11 protein-coding genes and 2 pseudogenes are annotated in these 16587 nt (G+C 45.4%); 1 reads left to right on the top strand and 12 read right to left on the bottom strand.

Annotated elements, in window-relative coordinates:
- Positions 1-85: 85 nt before the first annotated feature.
- The 11 genes and pseudogenes from AXE77_RS01170 to hisS form a co-directional block, all read right to left on the bottom strand.
- Positions 86-2713, bottom strand: coding sequence for a DEAD/DEAH box helicase (locus tag AXE77_RS01170; protein ID WP_116711742.1), 2628 nt, complete (start codon positions 2711-2713; stop codon positions 86-88).
- Positions 2714-2738: 25 nt separating this feature from the next.
- Complete coding sequence (locus AXE77_RS01165; RefSeq protein ID WP_116711741.1) at positions 2739-3074, bottom strand: hypothetical protein; 336 nt, start codon at positions 3072-3074, stop codon at positions 2739-2741.
- Positions 3075-3076: 2 nt separating this feature from the next.
- Positions 3077-4192: pseudogene (locus AXE77_RS06940) on the bottom strand (helix-turn-helix transcriptional regulator); the annotation flags it as partial.
- 68 nt (positions 4193-4260) lie between these two features.
- Positions 4261-5002, bottom strand: a pseudogene (locus tag AXE77_RS06935) (helix-turn-helix transcriptional regulator); the annotation flags it as partial.
- 307 nt (positions 5003-5309) lie between these two features.
- Complete coding sequence (locus AXE77_RS01155; protein WP_116711739.1) at positions 5310-6737, bottom strand: UTP--glucose-1-phosphate uridylyltransferase; 1428 nt, start codon at positions 6735-6737, stop codon at positions 5310-5312.
- A 190-nt stretch (positions 6738-6927) separates the two neighbouring features.
- Positions 6928-8010, bottom strand: a complete 1083-nt coding sequence (locus tag AXE77_RS01150) for an amino acid ABC transporter permease (protein WP_165846019.1) — start codon at positions 8008-8010, stop codon at positions 6928-6930.
- 5 nt (positions 8011-8015) lie between these two features.
- Positions 8016-8693, bottom strand: a complete 678-nt coding sequence (locus AXE77_RS01145; protein ID WP_116711738.1) for an ABC transporter permease subunit — start codon at positions 8691-8693, stop codon at positions 8016-8018.
- Between the two features lies 1 nt (position 8694).
- On the bottom strand, positions 8695-9528 hold the full coding sequence (locus AXE77_RS01140) for a glutamate ABC transporter substrate-binding protein (RefSeq protein WP_116711737.1): 834 nt from the start codon (positions 9526-9528) through the stop codon (positions 8695-8697).
- Between the two features lie 100 nt (positions 9529-9628).
- Entirely contained in the window at positions 9629-10399 is a 771-nt protein-coding gene (locus tag AXE77_RS01135; protein WP_116712037.1) for an amino acid ABC transporter ATP-binding protein, read from the bottom strand.
- 223 nt (positions 10400-10622) lie between these two features.
- Positions 10623-12419, bottom strand: coding sequence for an aspartate--tRNA ligase (gene aspS, locus AXE77_RS01130; RefSeq protein ID WP_116711736.1), 1797 nt, complete (start codon positions 12417-12419; stop codon positions 10623-10625).
- Positions 12420-12510: 91 nt separating this feature from the next.
- Positions 12511-13911 (bottom strand): histidine--tRNA ligase, encoded by a 1401-nt coding sequence (gene hisS / locus AXE77_RS01125; RefSeq protein WP_116712036.1) that lies wholly within the window; start codon positions 13909-13911, stop codon positions 12511-12513.
- Between the two features lie 95 nt (positions 13912-14006).
- Between hisS and AXE77_RS01120 the strand changes: the two genes are divergently transcribed.
- Positions 14007-15377: a DUF349 domain-containing protein gene (locus tag AXE77_RS01120; RefSeq protein WP_116711735.1), complete on the top strand. Its 1371-nt coding sequence runs from the start codon at positions 14007-14009 to the stop codon at positions 15375-15377.
- Positions 15378-15452: 75 nt separating this feature from the next.
- On the opposite strand, the gene AXE77_RS01115 is transcribed toward AXE77_RS01120, so the two are convergent.
- Positions 15453-16583: an Mrp/NBP35 family ATP-binding protein gene (locus AXE77_RS01115; RefSeq protein WP_116711734.1), complete on the bottom strand. Its 1131-nt coding sequence runs from the start codon at positions 16581-16583 to the stop codon at positions 15453-15455.
- Positions 16584-16587: the final 4 nt, after the last annotated feature.

Genomic DNA, 16587 nt, shown 5'->3' with positions numbered 1-16587 from the left:
CGAATTGCACGGACTATACGTTCATGCTAAATGTTATAAGCTCATGACATTGTTTCGTAACAGTCTCTATTCGTCGTATATCTTGTTATACATCCGAATACGCTACAACACCACGGTTCATTAATTCTGCAGCTTCATGCGCACGCGAGGCAATGTTGCGGTCGACTCCATCGAGAGCGTTTAAATACTCGCCTGCCACAGAAAGTTGCGTTAACAAATCAATAAGACGCTTCGCTTGACGCACAAAATCGCCGCCAGTACTGTCAGTATTACGCAAAATCTCGCTCAAATCAGCACCTTGAGCCCAATCGTACATAATATCTACAGCTCCAAATTCAAGCGGACGCAAAGAAGGCAAATGCGCTTTCGCACACAACGCATTCATGCGCACAAACAATTCCTTCATACGCGAAACTGTAGTAAAAACAGCACCATCTTGGCCGCCAGGATACCTGCGTGGCTCTCCCCCGGACGGTCCCCTCGATTCGTAAACGAGAGCAGATAAGCTGGAAAGCAACTCGACAGGAGTGAGATTATTAAATATTCCCTCGCAAATAGCTTGCGCAAACACGATGTCTAACTCATTGTACAATCTTCGTAACAGTTGCCCGCGATTGGTAAGAGATATTATGTTGCTGCATTTATCGTCACTTGCCGGTTGCAAATAGTTCAAATACGTAAGCACATCGCAAATATGGTCAAACGTGCGCGCTACAGAACCAGTGCGCGATTCATAGCGTTCACGAACCTGTTCTAACTCTTTATGCTCACGCATCCAATGGTATCCCCAACGCAAGTGCTGTTGAATTTCTGCGCACCCAGCACAAGGGTGAGTTCGTTCCTGCTCTCTTAAGTGCGCAATAGTTGCGTCTAATGCTTTGAAAGCTTCAGTGCGTTCAGCATCCGTATCGAATAACGTGTGCTTAAGTTTACGACGCTGATCGTGCTGAGCGTCTTTAAGTTGCATACGCAACTGCAAAAACTCAGCAAAATCGCCTTGATCGCAGTGAAAAGCGCGTTCATAGCCGTCAAGAGCTTCCGTAAGCTCCACCATACGAGTGTGTAAGCGTTGTGCAGAAGCATTAGCTTCCCATTGCGCAAATGAGCGATCTAGTGTAGTTCTTGCCGTATCTGCATCGCTAGAATGGAGCAAATTAACAGCCATATTAAACGTTGGTACAAAGCTGGAGTGTAAAGGATATACGCGTTTGCTAGAAAGTGCTGCAGCTTGTTGAGGCACAAAATCGGCATGATCAACCAAAATAGCGTGACCAATATCGTCAATGCCACGTCTGCCAGCACGACCTGTAAGTTGCGTAAACTCGCCTGGAGTGAGAGGCACGTGACCAGTGCCATCAAACTTTACCAGCTTCTCTACTACTACGCTCCTAGCAGGCATATTCAAACCCAGTGCCAAAGTTTCAGTTGCGAAAACAACCTTAATAAGACCGCGTTCAAATAAAGTCTCTACAATATGCCGGAACAGTGCAATCATACCTGCATGGTGAGCAGCAAATCCCTGTTCAAGTGCAAAACGAAAGCGTTCAAAATTCAAAGCATGTAAATCGTCTTTGGAAAGCTGATCTGCAACCATGCTGTCAACAATTCGGCGGATTTCATACATTTCCTCATCCGACGTAAGCGTTAAACCAGCGCGTAAACACTGCTGAACGGCTTGATCGCAGCCAGAACGAGAAAAGATGAAGTAAATGCCCGGAAGCATACTTAAGTAGTCCAACTCGTCAATAACAGCCCAACGTTTGGGAGTATAACGACGAGTAAAATCAGAGTCACTACTCGACGCGTTTATGCTGCGCCTTTTGCCTTTTCGATAAGCATACTTGCTATCAGAGTGCGACGAGGCGCGTTTACGAGCGCGATGCTCCCATTCGTGAAGTTTGCGCAGCAAAGTAGGATTTACGCGTTGAGTCATTATGCCGTTTGTATCGTGATCGTACAAATCAAGCAATTCAGGTTCTGTTTGATCATCCTTCTGAATAACGACGTGACGTTCCAAAGGTACCGGACGATGCTCGTCGACAACCAAATGCGTATTCCCTCGCACTGACTCAATCCACGCAGAAAAATCTTCAACGTTAGAAACCGTTGCTGACAATCCAATAATTTTCACCGATTCAGGGAGGTGAATAATTACTTCCTCCCACACGGCGCCACGGAATTTATCAGCGAGATAGTGAATTTCATCAAGAACAACGAAGCCAAGAGACTGCAACGTAATAGAATGTTCGTACAGCATATTGCGTAAGACTTCCGTTGTCATCACGACGATATCAGCTTCAGGATTTACAGAAGTGTCCCCCGTGAGTAAGCCAACGCGATCGGTGCCGTAAAGTTCACAGAAATCATGATATTTTTGGTTACTTAGCGCTTTAATAGGAGTAGTATAAAACGCTTTTACGTTGCGATGTTGCGCAAGGAATACAGAAAAATCAGCAACAACCGTTTTGCCGGCACCTGTAGGCGCTGCTACGATGACATTATTTTCACTTTCCAAAGCCTCAATAGCTTCGCGCTGAAAATCATCGAGATCAAAAGAAAGAGTGCGCTCAAATTTGGCGGCCATTGATTTCTCGTGCTTGATTACTTTACGAAAAGCAGAGAAACGTTCAGAAGGTGATAACGTAACATCGTTTGTGAAATCAGTGCTATTTTGTGCGCTGTTATCGTTTTGACGATGTGATAATCGAGTCATAAAAAGAAGTGTGTCGCTTTCTTGTTTATAGTTGTACGTCTTCTTCGCGCAGCGATTTTTCCTGCCAATGTTGCCATACAAGACGATGCTTTTCGCGAATACGTTCATGACGTTCAACAACGCGAGTACGAGTACGTTCATAGCGGTGAGCTGCGTGGGCAATAGGTTGCGTAAAGAGCGGATCTCTGCAAACTTCGGCGTCGCTATCTTCATTCAAAAAATCAAAACGAGACGCAACTTCCTGAGAAAAACCGTAACACGTTTTTGCTAACCTTATTGCACTCAACACGACTAAAGTCAAACCCGCAGCAATCATGCACAGCATAAAAATCGTGATAAGCAGCCAAATCCACCAGGGCATGACTACTCTCCCGCGTTTTCGCCGTCAGCATGATTAACGCTCAGCTCACGTTGTGCGCGAGCAACAATCATGCTGCGCAATGTTTCAGGAGCAACTGAGGTAATATGGCGCGCGTGTGCTATACAAAAAGCTACGAACCATGAATCAGAAGACACCGTGAGACGGACTTTCACGCCGTTCTCATAAGGCTCCATCGTGGCACCAGAAAGATTCTTCAAGAAATTCAGTTCAGTTTCGTCAGTGATAAAGCAAGTTTCAGTGCCATTATCGAAACTCCACTTACGAAGTTCACTTACCGGCACATCTGGAATCTCAACAGGAGAAATAGGCTGTACCACTTCCGCGTGCTCAATGCGCGCAACACGCAGAACTTGCCAAATACGTGGCAAACCGTTGGCTTTATTAATAGTGGTATCTTTAGCTACCAAATTACGCTTATCTTCTGGGGTTTGTTGCTCAACGTCCGTCCAAACCGCAACGTAGTACACTCCCTCATCAACGTAAATCTTGTAAGGGGCAACAATCTTGCGCCGGGTCCGCCCAGCTCCATCAGTATATTCCATATCCAGCAATGCTGAACTATTGATGGCACTGCGCACGATAGAACAGTTGCGAGGTTCAATTTCGTAACCGGTTAAGCTCAGCCATGGGGTCTGTCCAGGAAGAACATGACGACGAAGTCGCTTATACAACGACTCTGCTTGAGCGCGCTGCTCTGCTGGCAAAAGTGGAGAATGAGCCAAATAATTAGCGGAAGCAGTGAGCATACTCAAGTACTGTTGGGAGATGCCAGCTAAACGCTCCAAGCCCAAAGAGTTAGTTGCAGAAACAATATTCTCATTCTCGAGAAGCGTCCAATCAATATCGAAGAACTGACTACCAGCCATCTCTCCATCGTCGGAAACCGTGGTGAGAGTGTTAATGTCCTTGTGAAGAATGGTGACGAAACGACGAAGTTCATCCTCATTCTTTGGTTTGCCAATAAAACGTTCAGCAAGCTCGTTGAGTGGGAATTCCTCGCCAAGATGCGCAGAAAGGAACAACATGAGACGAAGTCTACGATCAACTTCGCTACCAGTTTGGAACGAGGAGCTCTTCTTTGCATGCGATTTGTCATCGTCGGCTTCTTGAGTATCAGAAGAAGTTTGCGCAGTCTCTGCAACATTATCGGTATCGTCGCATTGACTATGCTCATCACACGATGAGAATTCGGCTGCAGCGTGTAAACGACGGTGGAAAGCGTCAACAGCCTCTTGAGGGCTTACCACGCTTGAACCAGGGTGTTCAAGCACAAACATAGCTAAGTCGTCAGCGTCAGTATAAGCGACATTCAAATGTTCGCCGTCGACGTCCACGGTTGCGGCAAAACGACGGGAATCAATAACCTTCACCAAAGAATCCGGAAGCATTTGAGTGCCAAGACCAGGAGCAATAGAATCTAAACCTAAGCCTGGGATTGGAGTTTGCGGAACGCGAGGAGCTGTGCGAGAAGTGCGCTGCTGTTCATGTTGATCTGATTCAAGTGACGAAATAGACATCGAACGAGCTAAATAGTTAGCTGCAGCTAATACCGGCAATTCAGATTGGTCAAAACGCAGTCGAACTCGAGGCTCATCGCCCAATTGTAAACGATACGATGCGAAATCCTGACCTTCTGACTTAGAAGAATATTCAGGCTGCCTAGACTCAATTGCGATACCCATAGCAGCGAGCTTGGCGCGATCGCGTTGGAACTGCTTTGCAAATGCCGCCTTGGCTGCTTGGTCTGCAAGCTCACCATAAGAATCTGCATAAGCTTTCACGCGCTGGGCTATTTGCCGCGAAGTCAGCCATTGCGGGAATGCGGAAGACAATACAGCGAGCACATCAAGCTCGTGTTTGCCCCATTTGTCGGAAAAACGTCGCCTTCCGTTGCTTCCTTCTACCATTGGTCCTCACGTATCGTTTATTTACTATTGTTTATTGCTAGCGTGTGCTGTCACAACACTTCAGACTTACTTAAAACAAGCCTGAATCTTGTGCACTATACGCACACACCGTTTCTATTTTAATGGTGTTTTGCGGTACGTGTGGACATTTTTGCAAAAAACTTAATATAATTCTGTATCATGTGCGCACTAATACCTCAACATCGTTGAAAATACGCCATTTTTTAGCGACACGCCATACGTATTTTTTTCTTTAGGAAAAATGTAACGTTGCCGCATATATAAGACGCAAGTGGCGAAAATTTTATTAAACCCAAGAATCTGGCTCAATTCCTTGAGGTCCAACAAACTCGCCGTTTGGTACATAACTTGGCTCCCCCGTATCTTCCAAAACCGCATCGGCAAACATGGAAACTTGACTTCCAAAGGTCCAATCTCCTCGAATCGTAACCGATTTTGCCGCGGCAAGTGCAGGAACTGAATACGGGAATCGTTCGTTAAAATCGTTAATATTTTTATAATATCGCGGATCCAAATCTATATCAGGGAAAATGTAATTACCATCCTCCATCTCATACGAATCAGTCAGATGGAATCGGTCAGAACGCATAATAAATAAGTCATTCGTTGTTTTAACCGGCAGGAATCGCATGCGATCTACTTCCACGCAAATTGCGTCGTCAAAAAGTGACGCTACAGCTCCCATAGCCGTTTCAAGCTGAATTACAGGAGTGCTAGTTTCGAGAGTTGGATCGACGGTTTTACGATTGCAAATAACAGGAAGAGGCAAAATACCATGGTATTCCTCCAATTTTTTACGCAAAGCATCAACACGAACCCAAATATTATTAGTGTTGAAATAAGGATGTTTTTTAATACTTTGCGCACTTCTGCGATCTTCTGGATGTACCTGAGTCATTTCGCGAAGAACTAAGCGACCCGTTTGAGCGTCACGAACTATGTGTCCTCCCTTTCGATCTGCCTGAGTGCGCTTAGCAACCTCAATCATGATAGGAGCACCAGTATTTTCAAAATGTTGTGCAAGCGTTCTAGACGGCCTAGCACCTAAATTATCAGAGTTTGAAATAAACAAGTATTCAATGCCATGTTCTTGCAAAATCTGTAACAAATTAGATTCCCACAGCGTTGAAAAAATATCGCCGTGACCTGGAGGACACCATTCCAACTCCGTATCTTGCTCGTATGAAACAGGCTCGCCGGATTCTTCAACTAGTTTAGGTTCCTGATGCTGAATAATTTCTACTGGAATATTTTCCTGCACAAACTTGCGATTGCGCTTAAGTACTTGCAAAGTGTCGTGAGAAGTGCGGAAAGAGTTCATGAAGATAAGAGGAAGCTCCACGCCCAAACGTTGACGGGCAGTAAGAACTTGGCCAATAATAATATCAATAAAACGCATTTGTCGTGCTTTATGTCTGCGCACTGGTAGTAAAGATTTTGCGCAAGACAATCCCATAGAAGTTCCCAAACCGCCATTCAGCTTAATGAAGGCCGTTTTTGCAAATGCATTAACTGCTTTATCGTGGTCTATTGTTTCGTAAATTTCGTGAAAGTTAGGCACAGTTTTAATAGCTTCTATGCTACTTTCTCGAATAAACTCTCCCGATTGATTATTACGCCATACATCGTACAGGTGGGCAAATTGTTCAATAGCAGTATCGCTCATATTGTGTCTGCGCATCTTTGCAGCAGACAGCTCAAACGCGTCATCCATGTAATGGCCTCCTCGTATGCATGTGACCCTAATAGTTTAGCGATTTGTTAGTCTGTGCGCAAACGTTGTTTGTTTTTTCATAATTTCGCTTAGATGAAAACGTAAAAAGCGTAGCCAGTATGTAATAACTGACTACGCTTGTGAATATTTTTTTAGGATGCGAATCTAGGATGCTAATTGAACTAATGAATTAATTATTAGTATCCTCTGTATCATCATTTTCTGGTTCGTCGCCAGTTTCAAGATGATGCTCATCGTAGCCTTGCAAGTAGCGAGTTCGACGCCAATGATGAATAGAAGCATTCGTGCCGCGGTGATGCACGTGATACTTACGAGGAGTACCACCGTATGGCAGCTCTTTAACTTCCTTAGCAACAGCCATCTGGTTCACATTAGAAGGATCCATAATAGCAATTGGCGCAACTGGTTCCACTTCTGTTGGAGCAGCAGTACGGTTCTTCAAATGAGACGGTAACCATTCTGCGAACCAAGACAAAGCGAGGCAAATCAAGAAGTAAATAACTGCTGCAACACTTAAGGTTTGCAAAATATTAAAGTACATCGATCCCAAGCGACGAGACTCTTGAAGCAAATCAGTGTACATAATAATTGAGCCAAGTGCTGTATCCTTCAACACAACCACCAACTGAGTTACAGCTGCTGGCATCATAGCAATGATGGCCTGTGGCATTTCGATTTGCGTAAGAGACTGATATTCGCTTAAGCCGAGAGCGAGAGAAGCTTCACGCTGACCGTTTGGCAGATTACCAACGCCAGATCGCACCAATTCTGCAACCACGGAACCGTTGTACAGAATAAGCGCAAGTACAACAGCCCAGTAAGATGCTTCTTTCATGCCGGAAAGTGCAAACGCTCTCCACAAGAAAATCATCAGCATCAACACCGGCACAGCTCGGCAAAACTCTACCACCACTGCTGAAATGCTGCGAATAAGTAAGTTTGGTAATAAACGGCACAATCCAAAGAATAAGCCGAAAATTATAGAGCCAACGACTGCAACCAGCGATGCTTTCAACGTCATCCATAAGCCAGGAAGGTAAAAATCAATCCAAGATTCAGAATCAACAGCAGGGTTCCATAACACCCATGAAAGTTGGTTTTCTCCATCAGGCGGATTGCTTAAACGCAAAAGTATAGCAACTACACATAGTGCAAACACGCAGCCTGCAATAATATTTGCCGTACGGATTTTCTTGCGAGCTTTTGGCCCTGGAGCATCAAACAATAATGATTGTTCACATTCTTTAGCCATTGGTATCACCTTCTCACTGCAAGCTTGTTAGACAGATACGTTGTCAAAATACCGATAGGGATAATGAGAATAATGTATCCGCATGCGAAAATTAGGAAGATAGGAACAATTAAGTCCGCATGTTTTTCAATCATTTCGCTCATCATTGTGGAAGTTTCTGTAGCGACAGAAGCTGCAGCGGCCACAGTAGAATTTTTTAACAACGCAATAAACGTGTTGCCAAGTGGAGCCACCGATCCACAGAAAGTTTGAGGTAAAATCACTTGCGTTGCTGACTGGAAGAAATTCAATCCCAACGCCCTGCAAGCCTCAGCTTGACCAATTGGTACTGTATTAAGACCTGATCGTAGCGATTCACACACAAATGCTGCCGTGTACAGTGACAAGCCGGTAACAGCAAGCCAGAAGAAGTTCACGTCAAAAATCTGTGAGAATCCGAGCTTAAGCTGTGCGTATACGCCCAACACCATGAAAACCATGATGATAGTCAATGGCATATTCTTAAACAACTCCACGTAAACTGTAGCAACCATGCGTAAGGAAGATACAGGGCAAATACGCATCGTAACGAGAATTACGCCAATAATGCTGGAAAAAAGTATGCTCCACAACGTTATTTCAATATTAACCAGGAATGCTCCCGGAATATTGTAGGAGGTAAAAAGTTGTATAAAATCTTGCATATCACTCCTCCCCTTCCTGAGGTACCGGTGGATTATACTTAGCATTTGGCTTAAAACCAGTGCCGCGCAAATTGTCGTTTAACGCTCGCTTCCATGAGCCGTTGTGCATCATGTCTTTCAAAGCTGCGTTAATACGTTTAGCCAAACGCGTATTGCCTTTTTTAATACCAATGCCGTAATACTCTGCTGTGAATGGCTTACCGATGAGTTTGAGGCGACCGCGAGATGCAGTTGCTAAGCCTGCGAGAATAATATCATCGGTAGTTACGGCATCCACAATGCCAGAGAACAGTGCGGTTGCACATTCTGCATAACCTGGCTGTTGCATAAGCTGTACTTTTGAAGCGAACTTCTCTTTAATAGCTATTGCAGATGTTGAACCAGATACTGAGCACAAACGCTTTCCGTTTAAATCGTTTGGACCACTTACTTTATGCTCATCCTTGCGAACAAGCAAATCTTGACCAGCAATAAAATACGGTCCCGCGAACGAAACAATATTTTTGCGAGCGTCCGTAATTGAGTACGTTGCTACAATAATATCGACGTCACCGTTTTGCAACATTGTTTCGCGTTGCTTAGAAGGCGACTCTTTCCATACGATTTGATCTTCAGAATATCCGAGTTTCTTAGCCACGTATTTAGCAACATCAACGTCGAAACCTACGTAAGTTCCGGCTTTTTTGAAGCCCAAGCCAGGCTGATCAAACTTAATACCAATTCGTATCACTTTTTTGCCATCACTGCGATCGCATGCGGAAAGCGGTAGAACGCAGCAAAGAGTACATAACATAGCTAGTATCGCGCGTAACGAGCGATTTCGTAATATGTTCATGACTTATTCCCTTCGTAAGAACAGTTTTTCCAATAGTGGTGAGCTTCGTAAGACTTAAGACTTAAAAGTTAAAACTCAAAACTCAAATGAAAAAACTTTATTAATGCGTAAGAATCTTGGAAAGGAAATCTTTTGCTCGATCAGTCTTCGGATTCTCGAAGAATTCTTCAGGAGTTCCCTGCTCAAGAATATGACCATCTGTCATAAACACGATGCGATCTGCTGCTTTACGCGCAAAGCCCATCTCGTGAGTTACGCAAATCATGGTCATGCCTTCTTTAGCAAGATTAACCATAACGTCAAGTACTTCATTCACCATTTCCGGATCAAGTGCGGACGTTGGCTCATCGAATAACATAACTTTTGGCTGCATAGCGAGAGCGCGAGCAATAGCAACACGCTGCTGCTGACCGCCAGAAAGTTGCGAAGGCATTTTGTTGGCTTGGTTATCAACGCCTACGCGCGCAAGCAATTCCATAGCTAACGTTTCTGCACTTTGCTGATCCATATGACGAACTTTCATAGGAGCAAGTGTTACGTTTTCCAGAATTGTTTTATTGGCGAACAAGTTAAACGATTGGAAAACCATGCCTACTTCTGCGCGCAAAGCTGCGAGTTCTTTGCCTTCTTGCGGAAGTGGCTCGCCGTCGATGCGAATATCGCCAGAATCAATAGTTTCGAGACGGTTGATAGTACGGCACATAGTTGACTTGCCAGAACCGGAAGGACCGATAATAACAAGTACTTCGCCTTTATTAACCGTGAGATTAATATCCTTAAGCACGTGAAGTTTTCCATAGTGCTTTTCGACATGGCTTAATTCTACTAAAGGAGTTGCCGCTTTGTGCACTGAACCAGTGCTGGAAGTCATATCCTCGGCATTTGGATGTGACTTTGCTACTTGCTTATCCATATGAAGCAGTCTAATCACGCTGTGTTACAGTTATTTATCGCTATCGTTACGTTTTGTAACTCTTAGGTTACAAAAAAGCTGTTAGTTGTGACATTTCATCACACCTAACAGCTTTTATTTGAGCGAATATTACAAATCGTAATCTGTGATTCGATTAATACTCGCAATATGCGATACTATTTTACTCGTCTTCTTCTGGATCGTAATCTACGCCAGTTTCTGCACGCTGTTCGTCCGAAATTGGAGCTGGAGCGCCAGTTAGAGGATCGCGGCCGCCGCCAGCCTTAGGGAAGGCGATGACGTCGCGAATGGAGCTTGCGCCTGCCAAAATTGCGGCAGTACGATCCCAGCCCAAAGCAATACCAGCGTGAGGTGGAGCACCATACTTGAAGGCTTCAAGCAAGAATCCGAACTTTTCATCAGCTTCAGCCTTGTCGATTCCAAGAACATTCAAAACGCGATCTTGAATATCGTCGCGGTGAATACGCACGGAACCGCCGCCCATTTCGTTACCGTTGCAAACGATGTCGTAAGAATCGCTCATAGCATGCTCTGGATCTTTATCAAACTTATCGATCCAATCAGCAGATGGCATTGTAAACGGATGGTGCATAGAAGTCCACTTGGAGTGGCCGACTGCAACATCGTCGTCATCTGGATCATCCGTGCGCTTGAACAGTGGGAAGTCAACAACCCAAGTGAAAGCGAACTCGTCTGGATGAAGCAAACCTGCGCGGTTCGCAAGCTCTACGCGTACAGCACCAAGAAGAAGCTGCGAAGATTCGCGGGAGCCTGCTGCAAAGAACACTGCGTCGCCATCTTCTGCGCCAACAGCTTCCTTAAGGCCTGCGCGTTCTTCTTCACTAAGATTCTTAGCCACAGGCCCCTTCAACTCGCCATCTTCACCGAAGACTACGTAAGCCAAGCCCTTAGCTCCACGCTGCTTAGCCCAATCCTGCCAAGCGTCAAATTGACGACGAGGAGTTTCAGCACCGCCCTTAAAGAGGACTGCGCCGACATAAGGAGCTTGGAACACGCGGAATGGAGTGTTCTTAAAGAAGTCAGTCAACTCAATAAGAGGATTACCGAAGCGCAAATCTGGCTTATCGGAACCGTACTTATCCATAGCTTCCTGCCAAGTGATACGAGGCAAAGGAAGAGTAATTTCGTGGCCGGCTTCCTTCCAAATAGCGGCAATAACGCGCTCTGCCATAGCCATAACATCTTCCTGGCTTGCAAAGCTCATTTCCATATCGAGCTGAGTGAACTCAGGCTGACGATCCGCGCGGAAGTCTTCATCGCGATAGCAACGAGCAAGCTGGTAGTAGCGTTCAACGCCAGAAACCATGAGCAGCTGCTTCAAAAGCTGCGGAGACTGTGGGAGTGCGTACCAAGAGCCTGGAACCAAGCGTGCTGGGACAACAAAGTCACGTGCGCCTTCTGGAGTGGACTTAATAAAGGTTGGAGTTTCTACCTCAGTGAAGTCCATATCTTCCAAAGCGTGACGAGCAGCTTTAGCCATATCAGAGCGAAGCTTCAAATTGCGCTGCATAGACGGGCGACGCAAATCAAGGTAACGGTACTTCAAACGAACATCTTCGCTAGGAAGCTTGTTTTCGGACTCGTTTTCCAAAGCCGTTGAAACTTGGAATGGCAAAGCATCAGATTTGGCGAGAATTGTAACCGTTTCAGCAACGATTTCGATCTTACCAGTTGCCAAATGGTCATTCTCGTTGCCATCCGGACGCAAGCGAACCTCACCGGTTACCTGTACAACGAACTCACTACGCAATGGTCGTGCGGTTTCCTCATCGTAAATAACAACCTGCACCAAGCCTGTGTTGTCACGGACGTCAACAAAGGCGACGCCACCGTGATCGCGGCGACGATCAACCCAACCAGCGATGGTTACTTTTTGCCCGACCAATTCTTCAGTCACTTCAACGGCATGATGTGTACGATACGCCGTCTGGCTCATAAGTCCACTTCCTCTACGTTCTAATTAGTGTATTAATTTGTTATATTTGACACGAACCTGCAGCCTAATATGCGAAAAATATTCGCACTTATTATTGGGCGCAAGAAACTGTCTGCCGGGCATAAACAGTATCCGGTTGCCACGACGTGACATCTGCGGATTCTTGCTCGCCAGTAATAATATTTTTTACCTCATCGTGAGAAGACTCAGATTCAGTACTATCTGCAGGGAACCATACGTAAGGAATACCCAGCTTGTCTGCATATTTAATTTGTTTGCCAAGCTTGGCTGCCGTCGGCGCAACGTCAACTGCAATACCACGGTCGCGAAGTTTCCTAGCGATTTCGTTGCATGCGGGACGATCCTCCTCATTCCAAACTGCTACGAGCACTGCAGCCGGAGAAACTCGCGAAACGGTCGCACCTGCCGTGTGTAGCATGTAAGAAAGTAAGCGAGACATACCAATAGACAAACCTACGCCTGGATACTTTTTCTTTCCTTGTGAAACGAGATTGTCGTAACGACCTCCGGAGCAGATAGAGCCTAGAGATGCTGCGTTATCAAGGAAAGTCTCGTAAACGGAACCGGTATAATAGTCAAGTCCACGAGCAATCTTCAAATCAGCGACTACGGCACCAGGACGAATTCGAGCTGCCTCGTCAACAATCATTGCCAACGTTTCGACGCCTTCTGAAGCTAAAACGTATGATTCATTGTCTTCACTGCGGGAAATATTGTGCTTCTCACATAATGCGTCAAAACGAGACTTTAATTCTTCACCTGTTGCTGCAGTAAGCTCTGCTAATTCCAAGCAGGCTGCGGCTTGAGAATCCGTAGCACCGCACTCTTTTACCAGAAGTTTAGCTACTTCATCTGCACCGATTTTATCTAGCTTATCGATTTCTCGAAGTACGCCTTCAATATCAGTTAAGCCAATACCGCGGTAAAAACCTTCAGAAAGCTTACGATTATTAGCGTGAACCGTTGCTTTAGGAAGTCCAAACTTGCGTAAGCGTTCAAGAGCTTCGACCATCACGAGCGGCAACTCAACTTCGTAGTGGGATGGAAGTTCACCATTTCCAACAACATCAATATCTGCTTGTACAAATTCGCGGAAACGGCCTTCTTGTGGACGCTCTCCTCGCCAAACCTTCTGCATCTGCCAGCGCTTGAATGGGAACGCCAAATCTCCAGTGTGTTCTACAACATAACGACTTAGCGGCACTGTTAAATCAAAATGCAAACCGATTCGTTCTTCAATTGGAGTGTCGGATTCGTGGCCAACTTCCTGCAAACGCGACAATAAATAAATTTCTTTACTAGTTTCGCCCTTTTTTAACAAACTTGAACCCTGCTCTACGGCACGCGTTTCAATGCCAATAAAACCATTGAGTTCAAAGACTTCTCGTAGCGTGTCAATTACTTGCTGTTCTACAGCGCGTTCACTAGGAAGCCATTCAGGGAAACCTGAGATTGATGAGCCTTGTACCATGTCCACTATAATAGGTGGTGTTGCGGAAAAATCATGGCTTACCGTCATACTTATTCGTAACACTGTTACCGTGCATCTGCTGTAAGGAGTCGACCGTGACCGAACAGACTAAACCTGAAGAAAATACTCAATCCACTACTACCCCAAAGCCACACGCGCCGTCGCCGGCTAGCTTCGCGCATAAAGCTCGTGTTGTTGCCCAGGCACCAACTATTTCCTATAGCGAAGAAGATATTAAAGCCGCGAAAACCTTTGGCCGCGTTGATGAAAGTGGCACTGTTTATGTTAAGGAAGATGGGGCCGAACGTGAGGTTGGTCAGTACTCCACTGGCACTCCTGAAGAAGCATTGACCTTCTATATTCATCGCTATCTTGACTTGAAGATTAAGCTTGATTTGTTCGCCAAGCGTTTGGAATCTTCCAACGTAAAGGCGAAAGAAATTGACGAAACTTTGAATGCTTTGCAAGCTGAGTTAGACAACCCTGCTGCGGTTGGTGACATTGCCGCTTTGCGTGCGCGACACGCCGAGTTGAAAGCAAAAGGCGAAGAAAAAAAGGAAGCGATGAGCCAAGCTCGTAAAGAAGCTCTTGAAAAGGCTTTGAAAGAGCGTGCAGCTATTGTAGAACGTGCTGAAGCTTTAATTGCTAATATGGGCGATTCGACGAATTGGCGTGAGCTTAACGACAAGTTACGTGCTTTATTTGACGAGTGGCAGGAGCATCAGCGCACTACCATTCATTTGAACAAGACTGACGCTGACGCACTGTGGCAGCGTTTCTCTAAGGCTCGTTCGACCTTTACTCAGGCTAGGAACGCTTGGGTTAAGGAACGCGAGCACGTGCGTAATAACGCCAAGCAGCTTAAGGAAGCAATTATTGCTGAAGCAGAAACTTTGAAAGATTCCACTGATTGGCGTGAAACTTCTATGAAGTTTAATGCTTTGATGGATCGTTGGAAGAAAGCTGGTAACGCTGGTCGTCAACATGATGACGCTTTGTGGACTAAGTTCCGTGAGGCTGCTGACGCCTTCTACCATGCGCGTCAGGCTGATCGTGAGAAGCTCAATGCTGGTGAGCAGGAGAATCTTTCCAAGAAGGAAGCTTTGTTGGTGAAGGCTGAGGCTTTGCTTCCTGTAGAAAATGAGGAAGCTGCTAAAAAGGCTCGTCAAGCGCTGTCTCAAATTCAGGAAGAATGGGATGCTATTGGTTTCGTTCCTCGCGAAGATATGCGTCGTATTGAGTCTCGTTTGAACGAAGTTGATAAGAAGATTAAGGCTGTTGAGGAAGCCGCTTGGAGGGATGAAGATCCTGAGGCTAACGCTCGTAAGTCTAGTTTTGCTTTGCAACTTCAGGCACAGCTTGAAGATCTTGATGCTGCAATTGCAAAGGAAACTGATAAGAACCGTAAGGCTAAGTTGCAGGCTGAAAAAGCTACTAAGGAACAATGGTTGAACGCCATTAAGTAGCGTTTAGTAGCGTAATCTTCTCAAAAGATTAATAATATGGGGTTGCTTGAAAGTAAAGTGACCCCATATTTATTTTTACTCAGATTTTTCCATTAAGCTTTTTGCAAGTTTAACAAAAGTATTAGCTAATGGTGAGTCGGCTAGTTTGCCGTCTTCCGCAAGTACCGCAGGTCGCCCCGCTTCGCCAATTTCTCGAAGAGACGTGTCCAGAGGAAGCTGAGCTAGAAGCGGAATATTGGTATGTAGAGCATTGCAAAGCTGTTCGCTTACGCGTTTCCCACCTCCGGAACCAAATATTTCTAAGCGTTCACCATTGTTTTCAAACCAGCTCATGTTTTCTACTACGCCGCGCACACTCACTGGAATTTGCAAAGCCATAAGTCCTGCTCTTACAGCTACGTCCGATGCGCTTGGTTGCGGAGTAGTAACTACTACAAGTTCTACGTTAGGTAACGATTGCGCGACTGCTAATGCCATATCCCCCGTTCCCGGAGCTAAATCAAGCAAAAGAACATCTGGATTTCCCCACCAAACGTCTGATAAAAACTGTTCTAACGAGCGCTGTAAACGTGGACCTCGCCACAAAATAGCGCGATCAGTTCCAGCAAACATGCCGATTGAAATAAGCTTTACTCCCCAAGCAACAACCGGCATCAGCATACCGTTAAGATTCGTAGGCTGAGAATTTACTCCAAACATGCGCGGTAAGGAAAAACCGTATACGTCAGCGTCGATAGCTGCCGTGTCGTAACCTAGTGCCGCAAAAGTTGCTGCTAAATTGGCGGTTATAGAAGATTTCCCTACCCCGCCTTTACCGGAGGCGATGGCGAAAATTCTTGTGTGGGCTCCAGCTTTGTTAAAGGGATTTTCCCTACGCTCAGCTTTCAAATTTGATACGAGCTCGGCTAATTTGCTTGCGCTCATTGCTGTAATGTGAACATGCGGAACGAGTGTGGCATGAGGATATTGCGAAATTGCTGTTGTAACTCGTTCGGATATGACTTGCGCTAGTGGGCAATTTGGCACTGTGAGTTCAAGATTGATTTCAACATCATATTCTGGCAGAGAAGCGTTTAAGCCTGCGTTTTTTGCACTAACATGCACGCCAGTTACCATATTGAGTTCGGTAACTGAACGTCCTAATTCAGGGTCAATAACGCTGCCGAGCAGATCGTAAAGGCGTGTTTCAAGTTCGCTTGCGTTCATATAC

Origin of the sequence: Gardnerella massiliensis (genome assembly GCF_003408845.1) — a bacterium.
GTDB classification, from domain to species: Bacteria; Actinomycetota; Actinomycetes; order Actinomycetales; family Bifidobacteriaceae; genus Bifidobacterium; species Bifidobacterium vaginale_H.
The sequence above is the reverse complement of the archived record's forward strand: the minus strand, read 5'-3'. Positions and strand labels throughout refer to the sequence as shown.